Annotated in this window: 24 protein-coding genes and 1 tRNA gene; 10 read left to right on the top strand and 15 right to left on the bottom strand. The window is 73.0% G+C overall.

The window, feature by feature from the left end; translation table 11 throughout:
* Positions 1–4 precede the first annotated feature (4 nt).
* Positions 5–829, top strand: coding sequence for a patatin-like phospholipase family protein (locus tag G5V58_RS22975; RefSeq protein ID WP_230486878.1), 825 nt, complete (start codon positions 5–7; stop codon positions 827–829).
* Positions 826–1,836: a 1-acyl-sn-glycerol-3-phosphate acyltransferase gene (locus tag G5V58_RS22980; RefSeq protein WP_165237608.1), complete on the top strand. Its 1,011-nt coding sequence runs from the start codon at positions 826–828 to the stop codon at positions 1,834–1,836. The genes G5V58_RS22975 and G5V58_RS22980 overlap by 4 nt, the downstream gene beginning before the upstream one ends.
* A gap of 3 nt (positions 1,837–1,839) precedes the next feature.
* Here G5V58_RS22980 and G5V58_RS22985 read toward each other — a convergent pair whose 3' ends face one another.
* Positions 1,840–2,571 carry a hypothetical protein gene (locus G5V58_RS22985; protein WP_165237610.1) on the bottom strand — a complete coding sequence of 244 codons (732 nt, stop codon included), beginning with the start codon at positions 2,569–2,571 and terminating at the stop codon, positions 1,840–1,842.
* 195 nt (positions 2,572–2,766) lie between these two features.
* Between G5V58_RS22985 and G5V58_RS22990 the strand changes: the two genes are divergently transcribed.
* Together G5V58_RS22990 and G5V58_RS22995 are read left to right on the top strand one after the other, a co-directional pair.
* Positions 2,767–3,282, top strand: a complete 516-nt coding sequence (locus tag G5V58_RS22990; protein WP_165237612.1) for a peptidylprolyl isomerase — start codon at positions 2,767–2,769, stop codon at positions 3,280–3,282.
* A gap of 10 nt (positions 3,283–3,292) precedes the next feature.
* Positions 3,293–4,225 carry a rhomboid family intramembrane serine protease gene (locus G5V58_RS22995; RefSeq protein ID WP_230486879.1) on the top strand — a complete coding sequence of 311 codons (933 nt, stop codon included), beginning with the start codon at positions 3,293–3,295 and terminating at the stop codon, positions 4,223–4,225.
* A 208-nt stretch (positions 4,226–4,433) separates the two neighbouring features.
* Here G5V58_RS22995 and G5V58_RS23000 read toward each other — a convergent pair whose 3' ends face one another.
* Positions 4,434–4,913 (bottom strand): cell division protein CrgA, encoded by a 480-nt coding sequence (locus G5V58_RS23000; RefSeq protein ID WP_165237614.1) that lies wholly within the window; start codon positions 4,911–4,913, stop codon positions 4,434–4,436.
* Positions 4,914–4,931: 18 nt separating this feature from the next.
* Here G5V58_RS23000 and G5V58_RS23005 point away from each other — a divergent pair, with 18 nt between their 5' ends.
* Entirely contained in the window at positions 4,932–5,732 is an 801-nt protein-coding gene (locus G5V58_RS23005; protein WP_230486880.1) for a DUF881 domain-containing protein, read from the top strand.
* A gap of 6 nt (positions 5,733–5,738) precedes the next feature.
* Here the strand turns inward: G5V58_RS23005 and pknB are convergent, their stop codons facing one another.
* The 7 genes from pknB to G5V58_RS23040 all read right to left on the bottom strand — a co-directional run bounded on the left by pknB (position 5,739) and on the right by G5V58_RS23040 (position 14,554).
* The gene (gene pknB, locus G5V58_RS23010) at positions 5,739–7,493 is read right to left on the bottom strand and encodes a Stk1 family PASTA domain-containing Ser/Thr kinase (protein ID WP_165239535.1); all 1,755 of its coding nucleotides are present in this window, start codon (positions 7,491–7,493) and stop codon (positions 5,739–5,741) included.
* 71 nt (positions 7,494–7,564) lie between these two features.
* Positions 7,565–9,154 (bottom strand): serine/threonine-protein kinase, encoded by a 1,590-nt coding sequence (locus G5V58_RS23015; protein WP_230486881.1) that lies wholly within the window; start codon positions 9,152–9,154, stop codon positions 7,565–7,567.
* Entirely contained in the window at positions 9,151–10,638 is a 1,488-nt protein-coding gene (locus G5V58_RS23020; protein ID WP_165237616.1) for a peptidoglycan D,D-transpeptidase FtsI family protein, read from the bottom strand. Before G5V58_RS23020 ends, G5V58_RS23015 begins: the two co-directional genes overlap by 4 nt.
* Positions 10,635–12,041 (bottom strand): FtsW/RodA/SpoVE family cell cycle protein, encoded by a 1,407-nt coding sequence (locus tag G5V58_RS23025; protein ID WP_165237618.1) that lies wholly within the window; start codon positions 12,039–12,041, stop codon positions 10,635–10,637. Before G5V58_RS23025 ends, G5V58_RS23020 begins: the two co-directional genes overlap by 4 nt.
* Positions 12,038–13,327 carry a PP2C family protein-serine/threonine phosphatase gene (locus G5V58_RS23030; RefSeq protein ID WP_165237620.1) on the bottom strand — a complete coding sequence of 430 codons (1,290 nt, stop codon included), beginning with the start codon at positions 13,325–13,327 and terminating at the stop codon, positions 12,038–12,040. Before G5V58_RS23030 ends, G5V58_RS23025 begins: the two co-directional genes overlap by 4 nt.
* Complete coding sequence (locus tag G5V58_RS23035) at positions 13,324–13,803, bottom strand: FHA domain-containing protein FhaB/FipA (protein WP_165237622.1); 480 nt, start codon at positions 13,801–13,803, stop codon at positions 13,324–13,326. The genes G5V58_RS23030 and G5V58_RS23035 overlap by 4 nt, the downstream gene beginning before the upstream one ends.
* Positions 13,796–14,554: an FhaA domain-containing protein gene (locus tag G5V58_RS23040; RefSeq protein WP_165237624.1), complete on the bottom strand. Its 759-nt coding sequence runs from the start codon at positions 14,552–14,554 to the stop codon at positions 13,796–13,798. Before G5V58_RS23040 ends, G5V58_RS23035 begins: the two co-directional genes overlap by 8 nt.
* Positions 14,555–14,735: 181 nt before the next feature.
* Here G5V58_RS23040 and G5V58_RS23045 point away from each other — a divergent pair.
* Positions 14,736–14,822 (top strand) — tRNA-Leu (locus G5V58_RS23045).
* 86 nt (positions 14,823–14,908) lie between these two features.
* On the opposite strand, the gene G5V58_RS23050 is transcribed toward G5V58_RS23045, so the two are convergent.
* On the bottom strand, positions 14,909–15,787 hold the full coding sequence (locus tag G5V58_RS23050) for an aminoglycoside phosphotransferase family protein (RefSeq protein ID WP_230486882.1): 879 nt from the start codon (positions 15,785–15,787) through the stop codon (positions 14,909–14,911).
* A 29-nt stretch (positions 15,788–15,816) separates the two neighbouring features.
* Entirely contained in the window at positions 15,817–15,993 is a 177-nt protein-coding gene (locus tag G5V58_RS23055; protein WP_165237626.1) for a hypothetical protein, read from the bottom strand.
* Positions 15,994–16,048: 55 nt separating this feature from the next.
* On the opposite strand from G5V58_RS23055, the gene G5V58_RS23060 reads away from it, so the two are divergent.
* Positions 16,049–16,966, top strand: a complete 918-nt coding sequence (locus tag G5V58_RS23060; protein WP_165237628.1) for an AEC family transporter — start codon at positions 16,049–16,051, stop codon at positions 16,964–16,966.
* A 10-nt stretch (positions 16,967–16,976) separates the two neighbouring features.
* Here G5V58_RS23060 and G5V58_RS26500 read toward each other — a convergent pair whose 3' ends face one another.
* From G5V58_RS26500 to G5V58_RS23070, 3 genes are read right to left on the bottom strand one after another with little or no spacing between them, the layout of a single operon-like run.
* Positions 16,977–17,099 carry a hypothetical protein gene (locus G5V58_RS26500; protein WP_268991246.1) on the bottom strand — a complete coding sequence of 41 codons (123 nt, stop codon included), beginning with the start codon at positions 17,097–17,099 and terminating at the stop codon, positions 16,977–16,979.
* 22 nt (positions 17,100–17,121) lie between these two features.
* Positions 17,122–17,313 (bottom strand): hypothetical protein, encoded by a 192-nt coding sequence (locus G5V58_RS23065; protein ID WP_165237630.1) that lies wholly within the window; start codon positions 17,311–17,313, stop codon positions 17,122–17,124.
* Positions 17,310–17,663, bottom strand: a complete 354-nt coding sequence (locus tag G5V58_RS23070; protein ID WP_230486883.1) for a hypothetical protein — start codon at positions 17,661–17,663, stop codon at positions 17,310–17,312. The genes G5V58_RS23065 and G5V58_RS23070 overlap by 4 nt, the downstream gene beginning before the upstream one ends.
* A 42-nt stretch (positions 17,664–17,705) precedes the next feature.
* On the opposite strand from G5V58_RS23070, the gene G5V58_RS26225 reads away from it, so the two are divergent.
* The 3 genes from G5V58_RS26225 to G5V58_RS23090 are packed head-to-tail and all read left to right on the top strand — an operon-like array spanning position 17,706 to position 21,276.
* Positions 17,706–19,400 carry an SDR family NAD(P)-dependent oxidoreductase gene (locus tag G5V58_RS26225; RefSeq protein WP_230486884.1) on the top strand — a complete coding sequence of 565 codons (1,695 nt, stop codon included), beginning with the start codon at positions 17,706–17,708 and terminating at the stop codon, positions 19,398–19,400.
* Positions 19,397–20,038 carry a hypothetical protein gene (locus tag G5V58_RS23085; protein WP_165237634.1) on the top strand — a complete coding sequence of 214 codons (642 nt, stop codon included), beginning with the start codon at positions 19,397–19,399 and terminating at the stop codon, positions 20,036–20,038. The genes G5V58_RS26225 and G5V58_RS23085 overlap by 4 nt, the downstream gene beginning before the upstream one ends.
* The gene (locus G5V58_RS23090) at positions 20,035–21,276 is read left to right on the top strand and encodes a choice-of-anchor Q domain-containing protein (protein ID WP_165237636.1); all 1,242 of its coding nucleotides are present in this window, start codon (positions 20,035–20,037) and stop codon (positions 21,274–21,276) included. The genes G5V58_RS23085 and G5V58_RS23090 overlap by 4 nt, the downstream gene beginning before the upstream one ends.
* Here the strand turns inward: G5V58_RS23090 and G5V58_RS23095 are convergent.
* Positions 21,273–21,752, bottom strand: coding sequence for a glutathione peroxidase (locus tag G5V58_RS23095; RefSeq protein ID WP_165239543.1), 480 nt, complete (start codon positions 21,750–21,752; stop codon positions 21,273–21,275). The two genes, G5V58_RS23090 and G5V58_RS23095, sit on opposite strands and share 4 nt — an antisense overlap.
* Positions 21,753–21,767: the final 15 nt, after the last annotated feature.

The raw sequence follows: 21,767 nt of genomic DNA on the forward strand, positions 1-21,767 counted from the left end.
CCCCGTGACCACCGCCTTCGTCCTCGGCGGTGGTGGCGTCCTCGGGGCGGTCGAGGTCGGCATGCTCCGCGCGCTGCTCGAGCGCGACCTGCGCCCGGACCTGGTCCTCGGCACCAGCATCGGTGCGTTCAACGGTGCGCTGGTGGCCAGCGACCCCACCCTCGGGGTCGTGGGGCGGCTCAGCGACCTGTGGGCCTCGGCCGGCACGGCCCGCGAGGCGGGCTACGGCGACCGACCGCTGCGGACCGTGCGCCGAGCCGTCTCCTCGGGCACCCACCTGTGGTCGGCGGGGCCGTTGCGCCGGCGACTGGCCGACGAGCTCGGCGACGTGACCTTCGAGGAGCTGCCGGTCACCTTCCAGGTCTGCGCCGCCAGCATCGAGCGGGCGGCCGAGCACTGGTTCACCAGCGGTCGGGTCGTCGACGCGGTGGTGGCCAGCGCGGCGGTGCCCGGACTGCTGCCGCCGGCCGAGATCGACGGTGAGCACTTCCTGGACGGCGGCATCGTGAACTCGGTGCCGCTGGGTCGGGCGGTCCAGCTCGGCGCCACCCAGGTCTTCGTCCTCCAGGTCGGGCGCCTGGACCGGCCGCTCCAGCCGCCCAAGCGGCCGTGGGAGGTCGCCCGGGTCTCCTTCGAGATCGCCCGGCGGCACCGGTTCGTGCGCGAGCTGGCCGAGCTGCCCGACGGCGTCGAGTGCCACGTGCTCCCGGCCAAGGGCACGTCGGCCAAGGACGACACCCTGCTGGGCAGCCGCGACTTCTCCAGCGTGCAGAGACGCATCGACGCGACGTACGACGCGGCGCGGGCCTATCTCGACGAGGCCCTGTGAGGCGCCGGGCCCGTCGGCTGATCACGGCGCCGGCGGTGCTCGGGGTGACGGTCCTGCTGTGGGTGCTGCTGCCGCTGTGGCTGGTCGCCGCCGCCGCGCTCTCGCCCCTGCTGCCGGGGCGGTGGCGGGCGCTGCGGCTGCTGTGGATCGTGATCCTCTACGCCACCGTCGACTCGCTGCTGCTGGTCATCATGTTCGGCTACTGGCTCGCGTCGGGGTTCGGCTGGAAGATCCGCTCATCGCCGTACTGGGAGGGGCTGCACTACGACCTGGTCCAGGGCGCGATGTGGGTGCTGTTCCGCGAGGCCAAGCGGGTGCTCAAGCTCGACATCACGACCGAGGGGCCGACGCCGGACGCCTACCCGGGTGAGCCGCTGCTCGTCTGCTGCCGGCACGCCGGGCCGGGGGACTCCTTCACGCTCGTGCACGCGCTCATGCACTGGTACGACCGCGAGCCGCGGGTCGTGCTCAAGGACACGCTGCAGTGGGACCCGGCCATCGACGTGCTGCTGCACCGCATCCCGGCGCGGTACATCTCACCCAACCCGGGCGAGGGCGAGGACCTGGAGTCGCAGATCACGGCGCTCGCCACCGGCCTGGACCAGGACGACGCGTTCGTGATCTTCCCCGAGGGCGGCAACTTCACCGCGGCCCGCCGCGACAGGGCCATCGGCCGGCTGCGCAAGCTGGGACTGGAACGGATGGCGCGCCGGGCCGAGCAGATGACCCACGTGCTCGCACCGCGGCCCGGCGGCCTGCTGGCCGCCCTCGACGCCGCACCGGACGCGGACGTCGTCCTGGTCGCGCACACCGGCCTGGACCACGTGCTGACCGTGGCCGACGTGTGGCGCGAGCTGCCGATGGACAAGCAGATCGTGATGCGCTGGTGGCGGGTGCCGCGCGCGGAGATCCCGACCGACCGCGACGACCGGATCGAGTGGCTCTTCGGCTGGTGGGAGCGGATCGACCTCTGGATCGAGGAGAACCGCTCCGCACCCAGCCGGTGAGCGTCAGTTCTTCGGGGTGTCCTCGACCGGCTCGTCGAGGTCGACGACCTCGGCAGGCTGGTCGGGCGTGGTGGGCGTCTTGGGCTCCTCCACCGCGTCGGCGAGGGCCTCGTCCGGGCCGGCCGCGCCGGCGTCGTGGGCCGGGGTCGCGCTGCTCGACGAGGTGCTCGAGGTCGTGCTCGAGGTCGTGCTCGACGGAGCCGGGGCCGGGGTCGGCACGTAGGAGGACTGCCAGTTGTCGCTCTGGCCGCCGCCCTGGAGCTTCTTGGCCACGAAGCCGACGGCCGCGGCCAGCGCGGCGAAGAGCGCGAGCTTCTTGAGCTTGCTGCCCTTCTTCTTCTCCGGCTCACCACGCAGCTGCGCGACGCGGGCGTCGGCGGCCTCCTTGGCGCTCGCCGCGGCGGCGCCGGCCTTGGCGGCACCGGCCGCGACCAGCGGGGCGGCCTTGTCGCGGGCGTCGGCCAGCGCGGGACCGGCCTGGTCGCGGGCGTCGGCCAGGGCGGAGGCGGCGCGGTCGCGCGCCTCGGCGACGTACGGGGTGGCCTTGTCGCGGGCGTCGGCCAGCGCGGGGCCGGCCTTGTCCTTGGCGTCGAGCAGCGCCGGCTTGGCGGTCTTCTCGTAGAACTCCTCGGCGGCGTCGATCGCGGTGCTCACCGCCGACTCGACCTGCGGGCGCACCTGGTCGATGTAGTCCGAGGCCTGGTCGAGCAGGGACTTCTTCTTCCTGAAGGGCATCGCGGTCTTCCTGTTCGTTCGTCTGGGGCTCTCCACTCAACCACGCCCCCTGAGAGGGCGGCCAGTGCGGTCCGCCTTGCGACCCGTGCGAGGATCGACGGGCACGCGCGAGCGGTTCCGGCGCTGTCGGTACCCACTCCCGCGCACGACCCACCACCCACCGCAGCCCGGCCGTGCCGGGCCGGAAAGGCAGTCATGGCTGAGCCCCAGGCGATCCTCCACACCAACCGTGGGGACATCACCCTCAACCTGTTCCCGAACCACGCCCCGGAGACGGTGGCCAACTTCACCGGGCTGGCCTCGGGCGAGAAGTCCTACGACGCCGGCAACGGTCGCAGCGGCCCGTTCTACGACGGGCTCACCTTCCACCGCGTCATCGACGGCTTCATGATCCAGGGCGGCTGCCCGCTCGGCACCGGCACCGGTGGCCCGGGCTACACCTTCAAGGACGAGCCGCACCCCGAGCTGACCTTCGACAAGCCCTACCTGCTGGCCATGGCCAACGCGGGCCCGGGCACCAACGGCTCGCAGTTCTTCATCACCGTGGGCACGACCCCGTGGCTGAACTTCAAGCACACCATCTTCGGCGAGGTCGCCGACCAGGCCTCGCGCGACGTGGTCGACGCCATCGCGACGACCAAGACCGGCGCCGGCGACAAGCCCGCCGAGCCCGTGGTCATCGAGTCGGTCGAGCTCGTCCAGGCCGCCTGAGAAGCAGCGCTTGAGCCAGACCCCTCTGCCCGAGACCGGGGTGCCGACCTGCTACCGGCACCCCGGTCGCGAGGCGCACATCCGCTGCCAGCGGTGCGGCCGCGTGATCTGCCCGGACTGCATGCGCCCGGCCGCCGTGGGCTTCCAGTGCCCCGAGTGCGTCAAGGAGGGCGCCAAGCAGACCCGCGCGGGTCGCACGGCGTACGGCGGGCTGCGGCCCACCGACGCCTCGATCACCTCCGGGGTGATCATCGCGATCAACGTCGCGGTCTGGCTCGGCGTGCTCGCCACCGGCGGCTCGGGCAGCCGGGTGCTGGACTGGCTGGTCCTGCGCACCCAGGCCCTGTGCCAGACCGGCCCGGCCGCCGGCCTCGACGCGAGCCGCTCGGTCTGTGAGCGCGGCGGCGGCACCTACCTGCCCGGCGTCGCCGACGGTGCGTACTGGGAGCTGCTCACCTCGGCCTTCACCCACGTCCAGGTCTGGCACATCGGGTTCAACATGCTCGCGCTCTGGGTGCTCGGCCCGCAGCTCGAGCTCGCCGTCGGGCGGATGCGCTTCCTCGCGCTCTACTTCGTCTCGGCGCTGGCCGGCTCCGCGATGGTGCTGTGGTTCGCCGACGAGTACACCATCGGCGGCACCCTCGGCGCCTCCGGCGCGATCTTCGGCCTCATGGGCGCCCTCGCGGTGCTGGCCCTCAAGGTCGGCGGCGACGTCCGCGGCGTGCTGACCTGGATCGGCATCAACTTCGCCTTCACCTTCCTGCTCGCCAACATCTCCTGGCAGGGCCACCTCGGCGGCTTCCTGGCCGGCTCCGCCATCGGCGCGATCCTGGTCTACGCCCCCCGCGGCCCGCGCCGCGCGCTGGTCCAGTGGCTGGGGACCGGGGCCGTGGCGCTCATCGTCGTGGCCGCCGTGCTGGCCCGGCTGGCCAGTCTGTCCTGACCCTTGTCCACATTCCCCAACAGGGAATGACACGCGTGTAGTTCCTCCACACCTGTGCACAAGGCTGTGGACAACATCAGCGGCTCGCCCGACCGGGGCGTACGGACCTCCCGTTCAGGGCTCCAGTTCCGTACGCCAAGCGTGAGTTTCACCGGCCGGCCGGTGAAACTCACGCGGCGGCCGGTGCACACGGGCGGCAGGGGAAGGGCTACTCCCAGCGCGTGGCGAAGGTGAAGCCGACGGCCATGAAGGCGATGCCCACCATGAGGTTGTACTGGCCCAGGTCGTTGAAGACCGGCACGCTGTCGAGCTTGTCGTTGGCCAGCACGTAGTAGCTGCAGATCCACAGCAGGCCGAGCAGGAAGCAGCCGAGCATGCCGACGACCACGCCGCGGCCCCGGCCGAGCGGCGTCGAGGGGTGGGCCGAGATGGCCAGGCCGAGGAAGAGCGCACCGAAGCCGATGACGTAGTTCCACTTCTTCAGGTCCCCCATGAAGCCGGGGCCCGATGGGCCGGCGGGGTTGCCCTGCTTGTCGAACGCGTTCGGGTCGGGGCGGACGCCGGTGTAGTAGTAGACGATCCACGCGATGCCGATCACGACGAGCACGAGCGCGATGACGGCGCGCGGCGTGACGACCGGACCCCGCTCGGGGTCGAGGAACTGCTGGTCACGGGTCCTGAGTCGCACGCGGCTACCTTAGTCAACGTGGACGATCAGCCCGAACCGGCGCGGGACCCGGAGCGCCGCGGCCGGACCGGGGGGTGGGCGATCGGCACCGTGGCGGTGGTGCTGGTCAGCGGTCTGCTGTTCGTGGCCAGTGCGCAGAGCAGCCAGGGCACCGACCTGCGGCCGGGGCGCTACGACGACCTGGCAGCGCTCACGCAGGAGGAGGCCGACCGCGCGGAGAGCCTGCAGGAGCGGGTCGCCGCGCTGACCCAGGAGGTCAAGGAGCTGACCGACCAGGTCGACGACGACGACGTGCGCCGCTACCAGCGCGAGGCCAAGGCCCTCGAGGCCCCGGCCGGGCTGCGGGCCCAGCGGGGCCCGGGCGTGGTGGTCACGCTGTCCGACGCCCCGGACGACGTGGTCGACGCGACGACCGGCGACCAGAACCTGCTGGTCGTGCACCAGCAGGACATCCAGGCCGTGGTCAACGCGATGTGGCAGGGCGGTGCCACCGCGGTGGTGCTGCAGGGCCAGCGCATGGTGTCGACCACCGGCATCAAGTGCGAGGGCAACTCCGTGGTCATCCAGGGCGTGCCCTACCCCCAGCCCTACGTCATCGAGGCGGTCGGCGACGTCGGCGACCTGACCGGCGCACTGGCCGACGACGACTACCTCCAGATCTACCGGGAGCAGTCCGACGACCCGACCATCGACGTCGGCTGGGAGCTGGAGCTCGAGGACGAGGTCAAGGCACCGGCGTACGACGGCCTGCTCGACCTCACCTACGCCACACCGATCGCGCCGTCCGGAGCGGGCGGCGCGGACCAGAACGACCGCTGAGCGCGCCTACCCGGTCGGCAGGTCGGTCGGCAGCCCTGTCGGGGTGTCGGTCGGGGTGGGCGTCGGGGTGGGCGTCGGCGGCGGCGGAGGCGGCTCGTAGGTGGACACGAACAGCACGATCTCGGTGCCCTGCGGCTGCGGCTTGTCGCCCTCGGGCAGCTGGTCGGTGACCGTGCCCTTCTCGGCGGTGGAGCGCGGGTCGCCGCGGATCTCGTAGGTGAAGCCGGCGTCGACCAGCTTCTTGATGGCGTCCGAGCGGTTCATGCCGACGACGTTGGGGACGTTGACCGGACCCTTGCTGATCGTCACCTGGACGACCGAGCCCTGCTCGACCTGGGCGCCGCCCTCGGGGTCGGTGGAGAGCACCTGGCCCTGCGGCTCGTCGGACTCCACGCTGGTGAACTCGGGGTCGAGCTTGGCGTCGCGCAGCTTGCTGCGGGCCTCCCCCTGCGGGGCGCCGACCACGAACGGCACCTGCACCATCGGCAGCCCGGAGGAGACGGTGATGTCGACGGTGCTGCCCGGGTCGACGTACAGGTCGACGGCCGGGTCCTGGCGGATGACCAGGCCCTCCTGGACCGTCTCGCTGTCCTCGAAGTCGACGTCGCCCACGTCGAGCCCCGCGTCGGCGATCGCGGCGCGCGCCTGGTCCTCGGACATGTTGATGAGGTTGGGGACCTGCTCCTGATCCGGTGCGGAGGCGAACAGGTCGCTGCGCAGGGCGACCCAGGCGCCGGCGATGAGCGCGAGCACGAGGAGCACCAGCAGCACGACGATGAGCGTCCGCGGTCCGCGGCGCTCGTAGTCGTCGTCCTCGGGGTACGCCGGCCCGGGGGCCGGGACGGCAGGCCGCATCCGGGTCGAGGTGTCGACCGGCGGCGGGGTCGGCGGGGCCGCGACGACGGGCGCGGGCACCGGGGCCTGCACCGGTCGCCCGGCCAGGTAGCGCTCGATGTCGCTGCGCATCGCGGCCGCGGACTGGTAGCGGTCCTCGCGGCGCTTGGCCAGCGACTTCATGACGATGGCGTCGACGGCGGGCGGCAGGTCGGTGTCGTGGTCCGACGGCGGCTGGGCCGGCTCGCGCACGTGCTGGTAGGCCACGGCCACCGGGCTGTCGCCGACGAACGGCGGGCGACCGGTGAGCAGCTCGTAGAGCAGGCAGCCGGCGGAGTAGACGTCGGAGCGCGAGTCGACGGTCTCGCCGCGGGCCTGCTCGGGCGAGAGGTACTGCGCGGTGCCGACCACGGCCGCGGTCTGGGTCATGGTGTTGGAGTCGCTCATCGCGCGGGCGATGCCGAAGTCCATGACCTTGACGTCGCCGCTCGGGGTGAGCATGACGTTGCCGGGCTTGATGTCGCGGTGGATGATGCCGGCGCGGTGGCTGTAGTCGAGCGCCGAGAGCACGCCGCTGGTGATCTCCAGGGCGCGCTCGGGCAGGATCTTGCGGCCCTCGCGCAGGATGTCGCGCAGGGTGCGGCCGGCCACGAACTCCATGACGATGTAGGGCTGGGAGACCCCTGAGCCGTCCTGCGCGGGCTCCTCGCCGGTGTCGTAGACCGCGACCACCGCGGGGTGGTTGAGCGAGGCCGCGCTCTGCGCCTCGCGGCGGAAGCGGGCCTGGAACGTCGCGTCGCTGGCCAGGTCGGTGCGCAGCCGCTTGATGGCGACCACCCGGCCGAGCCGGGTGTCGTGGCCCTTGCGGACCTCGGCCATCCCGCCGCGGCCCAGGAGCTCGCCCAGCTCGTAGCGCCCGCCGACCACGGTCCCGGCCGGCGACGGCGGTGTGGTCGGTGGCGTCGGCTGGCTCGGCGGGGTCGGGGTCGGGTCGTCGCTCACGAGGCTCCTCCGGACGGCGAGGCGGACCCGGCCACCTGGGAGGCCGAGGGCGTGGCCGGCGCCGACGGCGTCTGGTTCGCGGACTGGCTGGGGGTCGGCGGGGTGCTCGACGGCTGGGGGTTCGGCGAGTCCGACTGTGTGGGCGACGGGGTGTTGCTCGGCGTCGGGGTCGGGGTGTCGGACTCGGGCGCCTCGCCGTAGTAGCCGACCGTCACCGTGTCCCCCTCGCGCAGGGTGCCGTCGGGCCGGATCAGCGCGACGGTGCCCGGGTCCTTCTCGCCCGGGTTGTCGACCTCCTGGGTCTCCACCTCGAGCCCGAGGCGCTTGAGGTCGGAGACCACGTCGTCGAGCGGCCGGCCGAGGTACTCGTCCTCGTCGACCGTCACCTCGGCCGGGGCCGAGCTGCTCGGCTGGCTGGGGGTGTCCTCGCTGCTCGGCGGCGCCGACGAGGCCGGGCCGGTGGAGCGGGTCGGCCGGGTCTGCGGCTCGTCCCCGCTGTCGTCGTCGCCCGCGGTGGCGATGAGCACGAAGACCAGCACGACCGCGGCCACCACCGCCAGCACCAGCACGACGAGGAGCCAGGTGCGCCGCGGCTCCGGCTCGGACGGGAGCGGCTCGGGGTCGCGCCACGGGTCGGGCTGGTCGAGGGGCACGGGCACGACCGGGGGCACGGCGCCGATCACCTGCGTGGTCTGCGCGTCGGCGGGTCCGGGTGGGGCGGTCAGCGGGGCCGCGCTCGCGGGGTTGCGCAGCGCGGCGGCGAAGGCGTCGCCGTCGGCGAAGCGCTGCTCCGGCTCCTTGGCCATCGCGCGGCGCACGACGATGGCCAGGTCGGCCGGGACGCTCGGCGGCAGGGTCGGCACCGGGTCGTTGAGGTGGGCCAGTGCGGTCGCCACCGGGGAGTCGGCGTCGAAGGGCCGGTGCCCCACCAGGCACTCGAAGGCCACCACGCCGAGGGCGTAGACGTCGGAGGCCGGGGTCGCGGTCATCCCGCGGGCCTGCTCGGGGGAGAGGTACTGCGGGGTGCCCATCACCTGGCCGGTGCCGGTGAGGCCGAGCCCGTCCGAGGCGCGCGCGATGCCGAAGTCGGTGATCTTGATCTGGCGGTCCGGCGTGACCATCAGGTTGGCCGGCTTCACGTCGCGGTGCACGATGCCGGCGCGGTGCGCCGCGCCGAGGGCGTCGGCGGTCTGCGCCATCAGGTCGCGGACCACGTCGGGGTCCAGGGCGCGACCGCCGCGCAGCAGCGCCGACAGCGGCTGGCCGTCGACCAGCTCCATGACCAGGAACGGGCGCGGGATGCCCGAGCCGTCCTCGCGGCCGAGGAAGGCGGACTCGCCCACGTCGTACACCGAGGCCACGCCGGGGTGGTGCAGCGAGGCGGCGTGCCGGGCCTCGGTCTCGAAGCGCGAGCGGAAGAGCGGGTCGTCGGCGTACTCGCTCTTCAGCACCTTGATCGCGACCGGCCGGCCGAGCGAGGTGTCGGTGGCGCGCCACACCTCACCCATGCCGCCGGTGGCGATGCGGGAGTCGAGCCGGTAGCGGCGCTGGTCGTCGACGAAGCGCTCCGGGGTCGCGTCGGTCACTTGATCACCGCCTCCATCACGGCCTTGGCGATCGGCCCGCCGAGCAGGCCGCCGGCGATCTCGCCGCGGTCCACGCCGTCGATCTTCTGGATCATCACCGCGACCGCGACCTCCGGGTCCTGGGCGGGGGCGAAGGAGACGAACCAGGCGTACGGCGGCACGTCCGGGTTGCCGCTCTGCGCCGTGCCGGTCTTGCCGGCGACGGTGACGCCGGGGATCGCCGCCGGGCCGGCCGTGCCGGGCACGCCGTTGGCCGTGCCCTCGACGGTGGCCACCATCAGCTGGGTCAGCCCGTCGGCGGTCTCGGGGCTCACGGCCTCATCGATCTCCTCGGGCTCGGTCTGCTTCAGCGTCTCGAGCTCCGGCGACTGGATGGAGTCGACGAGGTAGGGCTTCATCAGCTTGCCCTGGTTGGCGATGGCCGCGGCGACCATGGCCATCTGCAGCGGCGTGGCGCGCACGTCGAACTGGCCGATGCCGGACTGGCCGGCCTCCGGCTCGGTCGCGTCGCTGGGGAAGGTCGAGACGGCCTGGGGCCCGATGTCGGTGAGGTAGCGCTGGTCGAAGCCGAACTTGTCGGCCTGCTCCTTGAGCGCGTCGCCGCCCAGCTCGACGCCGAGCCGCGCGAACGTGGTGTTGCACGACTGGGCCAGCGCCTGCTCGAAGGGGATCTTGTCGGTCCCGCAGCTGCGGCCCTCGTTGTCGATCAGGCCGGTGTCGCCGCTGGTCTGCGGCAGCTGGTAGCTCGGCCCGCCGGGCACGTCGCCGTCCGCGGTGTACTTCCCGCTCTCCAGCGCGGCCGCCGCCGTGACCAGCTTGAACGTCGAGCCGGGCGGCAGCGTGGTCTGGATCGCGCGGTTGAGCAGCGGCTCGTCCTCGGCGCCCTGCAGGCGGTCGTAGTCCTCCTTGACCGCCGAGAAGTCGTGCGAGGCCAGCTTGTTGGGGTCGAAGGTCGGCAGCGAGGCCATCGCCAGGATCTTGCCGGTGCTCGGCTGGATGGCGACCACCGAGGCCTCGACGTCGCCGGGCAGGTCGTCGAGCCCCTGGTACGCCGCGTCCTGGGCCTTGCCGTCGAGGGTCAGCACGACGTTCCCGCCCTTGCCGGACTTGTTCGACAGCAGGTCGACCAGCTTGTTGACGAACAAGACGTCGTCGTCGCCGGACAGCACGTCGTTCTGCGAGCGCTCGATGCCGGTCTGGTCGTAGAAGGAGAAGTAGCCGGTCTCGTGGGCGTACTTGAACGGCTCCTCGTAGACCCGCTGGAAGTCGTAGTCGTCGTCGGACTCCACGCTCTCCGCGACCGGCTCGCCGTCCACCAGGATCGCACCGCGCTGCTGAGAGTACGCCGCCTCGATGACCCGGCGGTTGAGGCCGTTCTTGTCGTAGGAGTCTGCCTTCCAGTACTGCAGGTAGGTCGCGTTGACCATGAGGGCCAGGAACAGCAGCAGGCAGAAGAGCGAGATGGTGCGGATCGGCTTGTTCACAGGCGCACCACCTGCGTGGCCTGCTCGTCGGCCTGCTCGTCCTCGACGGGCGAGAGGTCGGGGACCGGGCGGCGGGCCTGGTCGGAGATGCGCAGCAGCAGGGCGGCGATGACCCAGTTGGCGACCAGCGACGAGCCGCCGTAGGAGAGGAACGGCGTGGTGAGGCCGGTGAGCGGGATGAGCTTGGTGACGCCGCCGATGACCACGAAGACCTGGAGCGCGAGCACGGCGGCGAGGCCGGTGGCCATCAGCTTGCCGAAGCCGTCGCGGCAGATGAGGGCCGCGCGCAGCGCGCGCTCGACGATCAGGCCGTAGCAGAGGACGACGGCCATGACGCCGGTCAGGCCGAGCTCCTCGCCGATGGAGGAGATGATGAAGTCGGAGTTGGCGTAGGGCACGCGGTCCGGGCTGCCGCCACCGAAGCCGCGCCCGATGAGCCCGCCCCAGGCCATCCCGAACAGCCCCTCGACGAGCTGGAAGCTGCCGGGCGTCTTGTCGTAGTAGCCCATCGGGTCGAGCCAGATGTTGACGCGGTTCTGGACGTGGCCGAGGAACTGGTAGGAGCCGGCGGCCCCGGCCAGGAACAGCAGCACGCCGACGACGAGCCAGCCGGCGCGCTCGGTGGCGACGTACAGCATGACCAGGAACAGGCCGAAGAACAGCAGGCTGGAGCCGAGGTCGCGCTGGAAGATGAGGATGCCCAGGCTGACCAGCCACATGGCGAGGATCGGGCCGAGGTCGCGCCCGCGGGGCAGGTCGATGCCGGCCACCCGGCGCCCGGCCAGGGCGAGGGCGTCGCGGTGCAGCACGAGGTAGCCGGCGAACGCGACGACGAGCAGCACCTTGGCCAGCTCGCCGGGCTGGAAGCTGAACGGGCCGACGCCGATCCAGATCTTGGCGCCGTTGATGGTCTTGCCCACGCCCGGGACCATCGGCAGCAGCAGCAGCAGGATCGCGGCCAGCCCGCTGGTGTAGGTGAAGCGGGTCAGCACCCGGTGGTCGCGCAGCACCACCAGGGTCACCACGAACAGCACGACGCCGAGCGTCATCCAGGTCAGCTGCTGGCGGGCGAAGGTGTGCGCCGCCCGGCCGGCGTCCTCGTAGGCCAGGTCGAGGCGGTGGATCACGGCCAGTCCGAGGCCGTTGAGGGCGACCACGACCGGGAGCAGCACCGGGTCGGCGTACGGCGCGACGAGGCGGACCGTGACGTGGCCGACGACGGACAGCGCGGCCAGCCAGGACCCGTAGCCCACGATGTCGGCCGGCACCTTGCCCTCGACGCCGATGCCCACCGCGGCGTACGCCCCGACGCCGACGGCCAGCGCGAGGACGAGCAGGAACAGCTCGGCGCCCCGGCGGCGGCGGTGCACGAAGCCCATGACGAAGCCTTGCTGCTGGCTCATGAGCCCGACTCCGGCTTCATCTCCTGGGCCAGGCCGTCGACGGTCTTGCGGGCATCGGCCAGGCTGCTGGCGTCGATGCCGTCGCGGACCTGGTCGGCCTGGAAGTCCGAGAGTCGGTCGAGGGTGACGTTGCTCGACTCGTAGGGGTGGGAGAGCTCGACGCCGGGCAGGGAGGTGTCCACACCGCGGTAGATGACGACGGTGCCGCCGCGCTCGCCGACGTAGTACTGGTCCTGGCTCCACGACCACGCCGCGGCGGCCAGGATCCACAGGGCACCGACGGCGACGGCGAGGGCCAGCAGCCGGCTCAGCCAGGTGTAGCGACTCGGCGGGCGGGGGGCGTAGCGCACCGCCTCGGGGTCGCTGGTGGCCGGGATCGGGTCGCTCGAGATGGCGAAGCCGACCTCGCTCGGGATCTCGGCGCGGACCGGCTCGAGCTCGCCGGTGTCGCCAGCGCGGTGCCCGCGGAACAGGCTGCGGCCCTGGGCCGGGCGTCGCCGCGCCTTCATCTCCGCGGCCGCGCCGACCAGGAGCGGGGGACTGGGCGGGTCGTCCGGCGAACCGTCCACGACATCGGCGACCAGGCAGGTCACGTTGTCGGAGCTGCCGGCCTCGAGGCTGGCGCGGACCAGCTCCACCGCGGCGAAGTCGGCCGAGCCGCTGGAGAGGATGTCGGCCAGCCGGCCGGCGTCGAGCACGCCGCTGGCGCCGTCGCTGCACAGCAGCAGCCGGTCGCCGGTCTTGAGCTCGATGACGAACAGGTCCGGCTCGAGGTCGTGGATGCCGTCGAGCGCACGCAGGATGAGGTTGCGGTGCGGGTGGACCCGCGCCTCCTCCTCGGTGATGCGGCCCTCGTCGATGAGGGTCTGCACGAAGGTGTGGTCGTTGGTGAGCTGGCTGATCTCGCCGTCGCGGAAGAGGTACGCGCGGCTGTCGCCCACGTGCCCCATGGCCACCCGCTGGCCGTCGAAGAGCGCCAGCGTCGCGGTGGTGCTGGTGCCGTCGAGGCTGGGGTCCTGGTCGACGAGCTCGGCGATCTTGTCGTGCGCGCGGTGCAGCGCGGTGTTGACCAGGCCGAGCAGGTCGGCCTCGCCGGTGTCGGGGGGCGGCGGCTGCTCGTCGAGCTGGCGCAGCTGGATGATCGCCGTGCTGCTGGCCACGTCGCCGCGGGCCGCGCCGCCCACCCCGTCGCAGACGGCGACGAGGTGCGGTCCGACGTACCCCGAGTCCTGGTTGTCCTTGCGGACCCGCCCCACGTCGGAGATCGCGGAGTAGTCCAGCCTCATTTCCTGAGCTCGATGATCGTCTTGCCGACGCGCACCTGGGTGCCGAGCGTGATGGTCGTCGGCTGGGTGATGCGCACCGTGCCGATGTAGGTGCCGTTGGTCGAGCCGAGGTCCTCGACGAACCACTGGTCGCCGCTCGCCGCGATCCGCGCGTGGCGGGTGCTGACGTAGTCGTCGTCGAGGCGGATGCCCGCGTCGCTGCCGCGGCCGATGAGGATCGGTGCCTGGTCGAGCTCGGCGCGCTGGCCGGCGTTGCTGCCCTCGGTCACCACCACGTGGGTCGGGCTGCCGCGGCGCTTGGTCGGCTCGCGCTTCTTCGCGCTGCGGCGCTCGCGGCGCGCCTCGGCCCCGCGCGCGGCCTCCGGCACCCGCGCGCCGAACATGTCGCTGCGGATCACCGAGATCGCGCTGAGCACGAAGATCCACAGGATCGCCAGGAAGGCGACCCTGATCAGGAAGAGGGTGAGCTCAGACAAACGGACCCTCGCCCCCGCCGTCCTCGTCCTCGAGCACCCGCACCGTCATCGTGGTGTTGCCGACGCGCACCTCGCTGCCGTCGCGCACGCCTGCCCGCGTCACCTTGTGCCCGTCGACGAGCATCCCGTTGGTCGAGCCCAGGTCGCGCACCTCGATGTGCGGCGTCTCGCTGGCCCGGCCGTCGCTGGCCGAGCCCCGGGCGATCTGCACGTCGAACTCGATGTGGCGGCGGCTCACGCCCGGGTCGTTGATCCGGATGTCGGCCTCGGTCCCGCGGCCCACCACCACCCCGGGCGGCTGCAGCGGGTGGGTCGTGCCGTTGATCTCCAGCACCGCCCGCGCCCGGCGCACCTGGGTGAAGGTGGCGTTGCTCTGCACCCGCGCCGCCGCCTTGCTCCGGATCCGGAACCGGCCGGTCGTCAGGTCCTCGGCCTTCTCGAACTCGATGGCGATCGGCCCCGGGAAGACGTAGCCCTGGGTCTCCGCGTGCTCCTGCACCTGGTGGACCAGCTCGTCGGCCAGCGCGCTGTCGTACGGCGCCAGCCGGTCCAGGTCCACCTGCGACAGCTCGACGTGGAAGTCGTTGGGCACCATCCGCCGCTCGCGCGAGAGGATCTGCGCGTTGTTGTCGCACTCGCGCTGCAGCGCCGCCGCGATCTCCACCGGCTGCACCGCGCTCCGGAAGGCCCGCGCGAAGGCGCCGGAGATCATGCTCTCCAGCCGCTGCTCGAACCGCTGCAGCCCGCCCACGTCGCCTCCTTCCTCACGGCACACCAACCAGCCGCTCCGGCCGGCGGGTCGCCACGACTGTATCGGTGTACCCACTCGCTGAGGGGGGACGCCGGGGCCGCCCGTGCGGTTCTCGTCACCGTCCGGTGGGCCGCCTTTTGGTCGCCCTCCGCCGCCTGGGCTAACCTTGCTCCCGCTTCACGCGCGAGTGGCGGAACAGGCAGACGCGCACGGTTCAGGTCCGTGTGCCCGAAAGGGCGTGGGGGTTCAACTCCCCCCTCGCGCACCACGTGACGCAGGGCCCCCGGTCTGGTCGAACCAGGTCGGGGGCCCTCCGCCTGTCCGAGGTCTGTCCGCGGCCCCGGGCCCGGCGCCTCAGCGCAGGTCGACGCCGACCTCGGCGGCGACGGCCTCGACCATCGCGGTGAGCCTGGCGGTACGCCGCGGCAGCTGGTCGCCGTAGTGCGCGATGGTCAGCAGCCCCGGCCCGGCGAAGGCCCAGGCCCGGGCGCGGGACCAGGTGGCGGCGTCGGCGCCGGCCGCCGCGCGGAGCGTCTCGCGGGCCGGGGCGTCGAACAGGCTCCAGGCGTAGAGCAGGTCGACCGAGCGGTCGCCGACGCCGAGGCTGCCGAAGTCGATGACGCCGGCGAGGTGGCCGTCGGGCCGGACCAGGAGGTTCTCGGCGGAGAGGTCGGTGTGCACCCAGCACGCGGGCGTGGTGGCTGCGGGTACGTCGCGCAGCAGCCCCCAGGCCCGGCGCACCCGGGCGGGGTCGAAGAGGTCGCTGAGGCCGTCGGCGGCCTCGTCGACCCAGGCGTCGGCGGTCGCGGTGACCGGCTCGCCGCAGCGGTAGCCCCACTCCTGCGCACCGCTGGTCAGGCCGGCGGTGTCCAGCGCGTGCAGCCCCTGGAGGAACGCGCCCAGGTCCGTGGCCAGGGCCTGCTGCTGCGAGGCGTCGAGGTCGCCGAGCGGGTCGCCGGGGACCCAGGTCACCACGGCCCAGGGGTGGGGGAACAGGTCGGAGGCCCGACCGGTGAAGACGACCTCGGGCACCGGGGCGGGCAGCAGGGGGCCGAGTCGCGGCAGCCAGGCGACCTCCTTGCGCAGGTCGGCGGCGTACTCGGTCGAGCGCGGGAGCCGGACGGCGTACGCCTCACCCAGCCGGACGACCGTGTTGCTGCTGCCGGAGCCCTCGGCCGGACGCACCGGCAGGTCGGCCAGGTGCGGCGCCTGCTCCCGCAGCAGTGCGGTCACGCGCTCCGCGTCGGTGTCGGGGCCTGCGGTCAACGGCCGTCGTGGAAGCGGTCGGTGCAGGCGCAGCGGCCGCCGGTGATGGCGGTCAGGCAGCGGCGGGACTCGCGCTCGCCGGTGAGGCGGCGCAGGCGCTCGGTGAGGCGGACGGGCCGGCGGGCGGTGTGGCCGCAGCGCGTGCAGGTGCTGGTCGAGGTCCCCGAGCTCACGAGCCCGGGAGCCTAACCCGGGTCAGGTCCACCTGTCGCCACCTAGGCTCGCCGGGTGTCGGGCGTCTTCGCGGGGTTCGCGACCATCGCGGTGGTGATCGGGCTCGGCATGCTGCTCGCGCACACGCGGGTGGTCGACGCCAACGGGCAGCGGGTGCTGTCGGCGGTGGCGTTCTACCTGGCCTCGCCCGCGCTGCTCTTCGTGACGCTGCTGGGGAGCGACCTGGGCCGGGTGTTCTCGCTGAACGTCGTCGCGATCGTGGCCGGGGTGGCGGCGACGGGCGCGGTGACCCTCGTGGTGGCGCGGGTACGCCGTGAGGACGTGGGCCGCAGCGTCATCGCGACGCTGTGCTCGTCGTACTGCAACGCGGGCAACCTCGGGCTGCCCATCGCGGCGTACGTCCTCGGCGACGCGGCGCTGATCGCGCCGGTGCTGCTGCTGCAGCTGCTGGTGCTCCAGCCGCTCGCGCTCACGGCGCTGGACGTGGCGGTGAGCCCGGTGCGGCTGCCGCTGGGCCGGGTGCTGACCCGGCCGCTGCGCAACCCGATCACGGTCGGCAGCCTGCTCGGGCTGCTCGTGGCCCTGAGCGGCGTGGCGCTGCCGGACGCGGTGGTCGACCCGCTGGCCCTGGTGGGCGGGATGGCGGTGCCGGCGATGCTGCTGGCCTACGGCGTCAGCCTGCGGCTCGGGCCGCTGCCGGGCCGCGGCGTGTCGGCCGGCGACCTCGGGCTGGCGGTTGGGCTCAAGCTGCTGGCCCAGCCGGCGGTGGCCTACGTCGCCGGCCGGCTGCTCGGGCTGGACGACGCCGCGCTGCTCGCGGTGACCGTCATCTCGGCCCTGCCCACGGCGCAGAACGTCTTCGTCATCGCGACGCGCTACGACCGCGGGGTGCTGCTGGCGCGCGACGCGATCTTCGTCAGCACGCTGGGGTGCGTGCCGGTGACGATCGGGGTCGTCGCGCTCCTGGCCTGAGGCCGGCGGATCAGAAGCCGCGGCGGACGTCGCGGGGGTTGAAGTGGCGCAGGGTGTAGGCGTCGAAGCGGCGGACGAGGGTGCGGAGGTAGGTCATGCCTCCATGGTCGCAAGAGTTCTTGGAACGATCCAAGACCTGAGTGCCATGAGTCTGGTCACGAGACGGGCGTCACCCCGGTGACCAGCCAGGCGTCGCCGCGGGCCCGTCGGGTGAGCACCACGAGGCGGGCGCCCATGAACACCGCGGCGAAGGCCACCCACACCGCGACCAGCCCGCCGGTGACCGTGGCCGCGAGCAGGGCGACCGGGGCGTAGACGAGCGGCTCCCGGTAGACGCCGGCGCTCACAGGTGGACGTCGTTCAGGACCAGCACCACACCGACGATGCCGGGGACGAGGCCGAGGGCCAGCCAGGGCGAGGCGACCGTCCGCTGGTGGATGAGCAGCCCCACCGCGACGGCCACGACCCCGAAGAGCCCGCCGATGACGCAGATGCCCACGCGCCCGGTGGTGTTGTCGACGTCCATGAACAGCGCGCCGATGACCAGGCCCGCCGACAGGTGCAGGATCGTGGTGACGGCCAGGACCGAGCCCACCCACCGCTGCACGTGGGTGAAGGAGCGGTCGTTGACCTGCCGGACCGGGTTGTCCGGATCCATCAGGTGCCGCGGCCGGCGTGGCGGGGTGGGGTCGCTCACGCCCCCATGGTCTCCGACCAGGGGTGGGGTACACCCATCGACATGGACGTGACCTCGCTCATCGACGCCGCGCTCGACCGCTCGGTGGTGCTCGGCTACAGCCGCGTGGGCTCCGGGCTGCGGCGCCGCTGGTGGCCCGCCGACCCCGAGCCGGGCGCGTTGGCGGGCCGCCGGGTGCTGGTCACCGGCGCGACCTCGGGCATCGGCGAGGCCATGGGCCGGTCCTTCGCCGACCTCGGGGCCACCGTCCACCTGCTCGGCCGGAACGCCGCCAAGCTGGCCGGCGTGGCCCGGGAGCTGCGGCTCGCCGTACCCACCGCCGAGGTCGTCGAGGAGGTCTGCGACGTCTCCGACCTCGACGCCGTCCGCGCCTGGGCACCCGCCTTCGCCGCGCGCGTCGGCGCGCTGCACGGCGTGGTCCACAACGCCGGCACCATGACCTCGTCGCGCGAGGAGAGCGCCCAGGGCCACGAGCTGACCCTGGCCACCCACGTCCTCGGACCGCACCTGCTCACCACGCTGCTCCTCGACGCGCTGCGGGCCGGCCCGGCCAGCGTGGTGTGGATGAGCTCCGGCGGGATGTACGGCGCGCGGTTGCGCGACGACCCCGACGCGATCGAGTACCGCGACGGCACGTTCAACGGCGTCCAGGCCTACGCCCGCACCAAGCGGATGCAGGTGGTCCTGGCCGACGCCTGGGCGCGGCACTTGGTCGGCACCGGCGTGCTCGTCGAGAGCATGCACCCCGGCTGGGTCGAGACCCCCGGCGTGGCCACCCACCTGCCGACCTTCCGCCGGGTCACCGGGCCGGTCCTGCGCGACGCGGCGGACGGCGCCGACACCGCGGTCTGGCTGGTCGCCACCCGGCCGGCCTCCACGAGCCCGCACTCTGGCACGACCGCGCCCAGCGGCCGACCACGCTGGCCTGGCAGTGCGAGGCCGACCCGGCCGCCGTACGCCGGTTCCTGGGCTACGTCACCAGCACCACCGCCACCTCTGGTCCCGTCGGGTAGTACGAAACTGGCGGAATCGGGTCGAGGCCCGTACTCCAAGCGTGAGTTTCACCGGCCGGCCGGTGAAACTGGACTCTGGCACCCCGCTGCCAGACTCGGCCCCATGAGCGAGCGGGAGCCTGAGGGGAGCCAGGCGGGGCTGGCCGAGCCGATGCGCTCCCGCTGGAGCCCGAGCGTCTTCGACGACACCCACGAGCTGTCGCCGGACGAGCTGCGGCTGATGCTGACCGCCGCGCAGTGGGCGCCGAGCTGCGGCAACGCCCAACCCGCGGCGTTCGTCGTGTGCGAGCGTGGGAGCGCCAGCCACGCGGTGCTGGTGCGCCACCTCTCGCGCGGCAACGCCGGCTGGGTGCCGCGGGCCTCCGCGGTGTTCGTGGTGACCGCCCAGGTCGCGCCCGACGAGGAGGGTGAGGGCGGGTACAAGCCCTTCCACGCCGAGTACGACGCCGGCCAGGCGGCGGCCCACCTCACGCTCCAGGCGCGCGCCATGGGGCTGCACGCGCACCAGTTCGCCGGCTTCGACAAGGAGGCGCTCGCGGCCGGGCTCGGCGTGCCGGCGTACGTCAAGGTCATGGCCGGCATCGCGGTCGGTGTGCTGGGCGACCCGGCCGACGTGCCCGAGCGGGACCGGGAACGGGAGGGCCGGGCCAGGCGCCGGCGCCCGTTGCGCGAGACCGCCCACGGCGCCCGGTGGGGCGTGCCCTGGCGGGGCGCGGACGGGTGAGGGGCAAGCTGCTCCTCGTCCTGCTGGTCGTGGTGATGGTCAACCTGCCGTTCGTGCACAGCCGCTGGCAGGAGCACCGCCTCGACCAGGACGGCGTGGACGTGACCGCCGACGTGACCGACCACGCCGAGGACGGGCGCTTCCTCACCTTCGCGGTCCCCGCGCGCGGCGACCAGCCGGCCTTCGGCGGCACCGTGCCGGTCGAGGAGTCGGCGTACGACGACGCGGTGGCCCGCGGGACGACGACGGTGCGCGTGCTGCCCGGCTCGACCACGGTCTGGGAGGTCGCAGGCGAGGCGCGCGGCGGCGTGGGGCTGGTCATCACGGTGGTCGCCGACGTGTTCCTGCTCGTGCTGGTGCTGCTCCTGCTGCGATTCGGCTCCCGCCTGCGCCAGGACATGGTCCTGGTGGCCACCGAGGACCTCGAGCGGTGTCCGCCGGGCTCGGTGCTCGACCAGGTCGACGGGCTCCGGTTCGTGGTGTGCGGCGAGGTGGAGACGATCGAGGACGACGCGGTGGTGCTCGACCTGGGCGACCGGCGGGTGCGCGTGCTGCTCGACGGGCACCACAACCCGGCCGGTCACCAGCAGCCGGTCCGGGCGACCGGGACGCTGCGGACCTATCCTTCGTCCTCGTGAGGTCTCTCGCCGCGGTCCTGGCCGCCGCCACTGCCGCCACCGTCGCGGCCGGTGTCGTGGTCGCGGCCCCCGCGCAGGCGGCGACGGTCCGCTACGCCGCCCCGGCGGGCAGCGGCACGGCGTGCACCGCGGCCGCACCCTGCGCGGTGACCCAGGCCGTGGGCGCCGCGGCGTCCGGCGACGAGGTGGTCCTCACCCCCGGCAGCTACAACGCCATGGGCCCGATCAGCAGCAGCGCCAGCAACCTCAACGTGCACGGCGTGGCCGGCCAGCCCCGCCCGGTCCTCAACAGCGCCGCCGACAGCGCGGTGACCCTCAAGGGCTCCGGCGTCCGGCTGAGCGACGTGACCATCCAGCACCAGGGCTCGCTGTGGGCGCTCAACGTGCTGGCCGCCAACGTCCGCGTGGAGCACGTCGAGGTCCGCTCGTCCGGGCTGATCTCGTGCGGGATCGCCTTCAGCGGCCTGCTGCGCGACAGCGTCTGCGTCAACACCGCCGCCGGCGGCGTCGCGCTCGACGACTCCTGGTCGGCCGACACCGGCACGCTCACGGTCCGCAACGTCACGGCCGTCGCGACCGGCGCCGGCTCCTACGGCATCCGCGCCGAGGCGCAGGACGCCAACACCAACCTCTCCCTCTCCGGCCGCAGCGTCATCGCCTCGGGCGTGGCCGCCGACGTGCGGGCGGCCGCGAACGGCGACAACCGCTTCGCGCTGGTCACGCTGGCCACGTCCAACTACCGGACCACCTCGACCTCGGGCCTCGCGGGGATCACCTCGTCGACGGCCAACGGCAACCAGCGGGCGCTGCCGGTCTTCGCCGACACCGTCACCTACCACCAGGCCACCACCTCGCCCACGGTCAACGCCGGCTCCCGGGACGCCAGCACCGGCACGACCGACATCGACGGCCAGCCCCGCGTGGCGCTCCGCGCGATCGACATCGGCGCCGACGAGCTGGTGCCCGACACGGCCGCCCCGGCGGCGACGTTCGGACGCACGCCGGGTCGCAGGATCGCCAAGCGCAAGGCGACGTTCACCTTCGCCGCGAGCGAGCCGTCGACCTTCTGGTGCCAGCTCGACCAGCTCCGCGCGGTGCCGTGCGCCTCGCCGTACGTCGTGCAGCCGAAGCGACACGGCAAGCACACGCTGAGCGTCATCGCCGTCGACGCGGCCGGCAACGTCTCACCGCCGGCGACCACCACCTGGAAGTGGAAGCCGAAGAAGAGGAAGCGCTAGGAGCCGAGCGCCTTCTCGATGTCGCCGGACAGCTTGGCCGGCGCGGTGGTCGGGGCGTAGCGGTCGAGCACCTGCCCGTCGCGGCCGACGAGGAACTTGGTGAAGTTCCACTTCACCCGGTCGCCGAGCAGGCCGCCCTTCTGCTCGCGCAGCCAGCGGAACAACGGGTGCGCGCCGTCGCCGTTGACGTCGACCTTGCTGAACATCGGGAAGGTGACGCCGTAGTTGCGCTCGCAGAACGCGCCGATCTCCTCCTCCGAGCCCGGCTCCTGGTGACCGAACTGGTCGCACGGGAAGCCGAGCACGGTGAAGCCCTGCTCGCCGTAGCGGTCGTAGAGCTCCTGCAGGCCGGCGTACTGCGGGGTGAAACCGCACTGCGAGGCGGTGTTGACGACCAGCACCACCTGGCCGGCGTACGCCGAGAGGTCGACGCCGGAGCCGTCGAGGGAGGTCGCGTCGAAGTCGGTCAGCGTCATGCTCACGTCAACGCC

It is taken from the genome of Nocardioides anomalus, assembly GCF_011046535.1.
In the GTDB taxonomy this organism is placed as follows: Bacteria; Actinomycetota; Actinomycetes; order Propionibacteriales; family Nocardioidaceae; genus Nocardioides; species Nocardioides anomalus.

Excerpts from the sequence above, each read along its gene's own strand:
- G5V58_RS23025 (WP_165237618.1), bottom strand. The coding sequence starts at position 12,041 with ATGAGCCAGCAGCAAGGCTTCGTCATGGGCTTCGTGCACCGCCGCCGC.
- G5V58_RS22985 (WP_165237610.1), bottom strand. The coding sequence starts at position 2,571 with ATGCCCTTCAGGAAGAAGAAGTCCCTGCTCGACCAGGCCTCGGACTAC.
- G5V58_RS23030 (WP_165237620.1), bottom strand. The coding sequence starts at position 13,327 with ATGAGGCTGGACTACTCCGCGATCTCCGACGTGGGGCGGGTCCGCAAG.
- G5V58_RS22990 (WP_165237612.1), top strand. The coding sequence starts at position 2,767 with ATGGCTGAGCCCCAGGCGATCCTCCACACCAACCGTGGGGACATCACC.
- G5V58_RS23095 (WP_165239543.1), bottom strand. The coding sequence starts at position 21,752 with ATGACGCTGACCGACTTCGACGCGACCTCCCTCGACGGCTCCGGCGTC.
- G5V58_RS26225 (WP_230486884.1), top strand. The coding sequence starts at position 17,706 with ATGGACGTGACCTCGCTCATCGACGCCGCGCTCGACCGCTCGGTGGTG.